Source organism: Microbulbifer maximicatervae (SeqCode) (genome assembly GCF_056231245.1).
In genome coordinates, this window is the sequence record NZ_CP174334.1 from 5225001 (window position 1) to 5227065 (window position 2065).

The window sequence follows — 2065 nt, forward strand, 5'->3', positions numbered from 1 at the left end:
CCCCGTGAACCTTTACTACAGCTTTGCACTGAACTTTGAGCCTATTTGTGTAGGATAGGTGGGAGGCTTTGAAGCAATGACGCTAGTTGTTGTGGAGCCGTCCTTGAAATACCACCCTGGTATGTTTGAGGTTCTAACTCTGGTCCGTTATCCGGATCGAGGACAGTGTATGGTGGGTAGTTTGACTGGGGCGGTCTCCTCCCAAAGAGTAACGGAGGAGTACGAAGGTGCACTCAGCATGGTCGGAAATCATGCAATGAGCATAATGGTATAAGTGCGCTTGACTGCGAGACAGACATGTCGAGCAGGTACGAAAGTAGGTCATAGTGATCCGGTGGTTCTGTATGGAAGGGCCATCGCTCAACGGATAAAAGGTACTCCGGGGATAACAGGCTGATACCGCCCAAGAGTTCACATCGACGGCGGTGTTTGGCACCTCGATGTCGGCTCATCACATCCTGGGGCTGAAGCCGGTCCCAAGGGTATGGCTGTTCGCCATTTAAAGTGGTACGCGAGCTGGGTTTAGAACGTCGTGAGACAGTTCGGTCCCTATCTGCCGTGGGCGTTGGAGATTTGAGAAGAGTTGCTCCTAGTACGAGAGGACCGGAGTGAACGAACCTCTGGTGTTCCGGTTGTCACGCCAGTGGCATTGCCGGGTAGCTATGTTCGGACGGGATAACCGCTGAAAGCATCTAAGCGGGAAGCCTCCTTCAAGATAAGATCTCCCTGAGGCCTTGAGCCTCCTGAAGGGCCGTGGAAGACTACCACGTTGATAGGCTGGGTGTGGAAGCGTTGTGAGGCGTTGAGCTAACCAGTACTAATTGCCCGTGCGGCTTGACCATACAACAGAGATGGTTACTAACGACTAGCTAAGCTAGCGGATTGTGAGTTAGAGACATACGATCGCTTGCGGTGTATTACTACAGATTGTTTTACCGACTTATTTGGGGTTATCGCCGGTCAATAACATGACCGAGGCAAACAGCGATAACGCGGCAGGCCAAGCACTTTGCTTATAAGACCAACGCCAACCCAAGCCAGTTTGCCTGACGACAATAGAGTTGTGGAACCACCTGATCCCTTGCCGAACTCAGAAGTGAAACGCAACATCGCCGATGGTAGTGTGGGGCTTCCCCATGTGAGAGTAGGTCATCGTCAGGCTTCTAATCCGAAAAGGGCCACCCAATAGGGTGGCCCTTTTTTTATGGCTAAAAATATTTAAAAAAAACAAAAGACAAAAAAACTAAGAAAGGGAAAGAAGAGAGACGCGCTGCGTGCAAAGTCATAGTGGTTCGAGCCTGTGGCTCTCACCCTCGGAGTGGCCTTCGGCAGGCTAAACCTTCACCAGCTGTCAGGTTTCTAATAAAAAAACCTATACCAGCTGCACTGCCAGGGTTTTCTTTTTAGGGTACGGTAAATATTTTCACTATTTCGCGTGCCTGCGCTGCTATGTGAGCCGTTCACAAATCCGGAGTCATGCACCGCAGGCTGACGAGAACTGCCCGCCTACAGTGTGGGTCCAGTGTTTCCGATAACTTGCAAAAATAGCTCTAGATAAATTAGTCAGTTTTCACTCCAAAAAATAAACCCCTAAAAGATCTTTACGTTTCTTCCTCAAGTTTTTCAGAGCTTCTGCAAAAATTTGCCACTGGATACACACTTAAAACTACTTTCGTGAACTTTAGGTTTGTATTTGTAATGGCTTCAAAACTACCAGAGTTAGTAAGCTACTAAATACTCCCAGAAAGTTATCCCCTAGAGCCTAGTATCCCTGATAGTTATTCAATCTGGCTGCCAAATAGTGTGGATAGTGCCGTGCATCTAAAAAACTACGCGTATATTCCCCGATAGTGATGTGGGGATTTTATTCATAGTTATATTTTCCATTTCCACCATCAGGGGATGCATTTACAGTCTGATTTTTAACCAAAAATCATTTTGGAAATTTATTACATAAAGTGCTTGCGGAGCCTCCCTGAAGTCCGTATAGTTCGCCTCCTCGCTGCTCAGGTAGTAGCGGGAAGAAAGCTCTAACTTATTGATTTTCTTAAGAAAATCTTTTGAA

At 47.4% G+C, this 2065-nt stretch carries 2 rRNA genes (1 of these 2 running past the window's edge); both read left to right on the plus strand.

The features are described 5' to 3' along the window. Positions 1-842: ribosomal RNA gene (locus tag ACJJIS_RS22905) — 23S ribosomal RNA — on the plus strand; it begins 2040 nt to the left of the window's first position. Between the two features lie 203 nt (positions 843-1045). Next, a 5S ribosomal RNA gene (gene rrf / locus ACJJIS_RS22910) occupies positions 1046-1161 on the plus strand. Positions 1162-2065 lie beyond the last annotated feature (904 nt).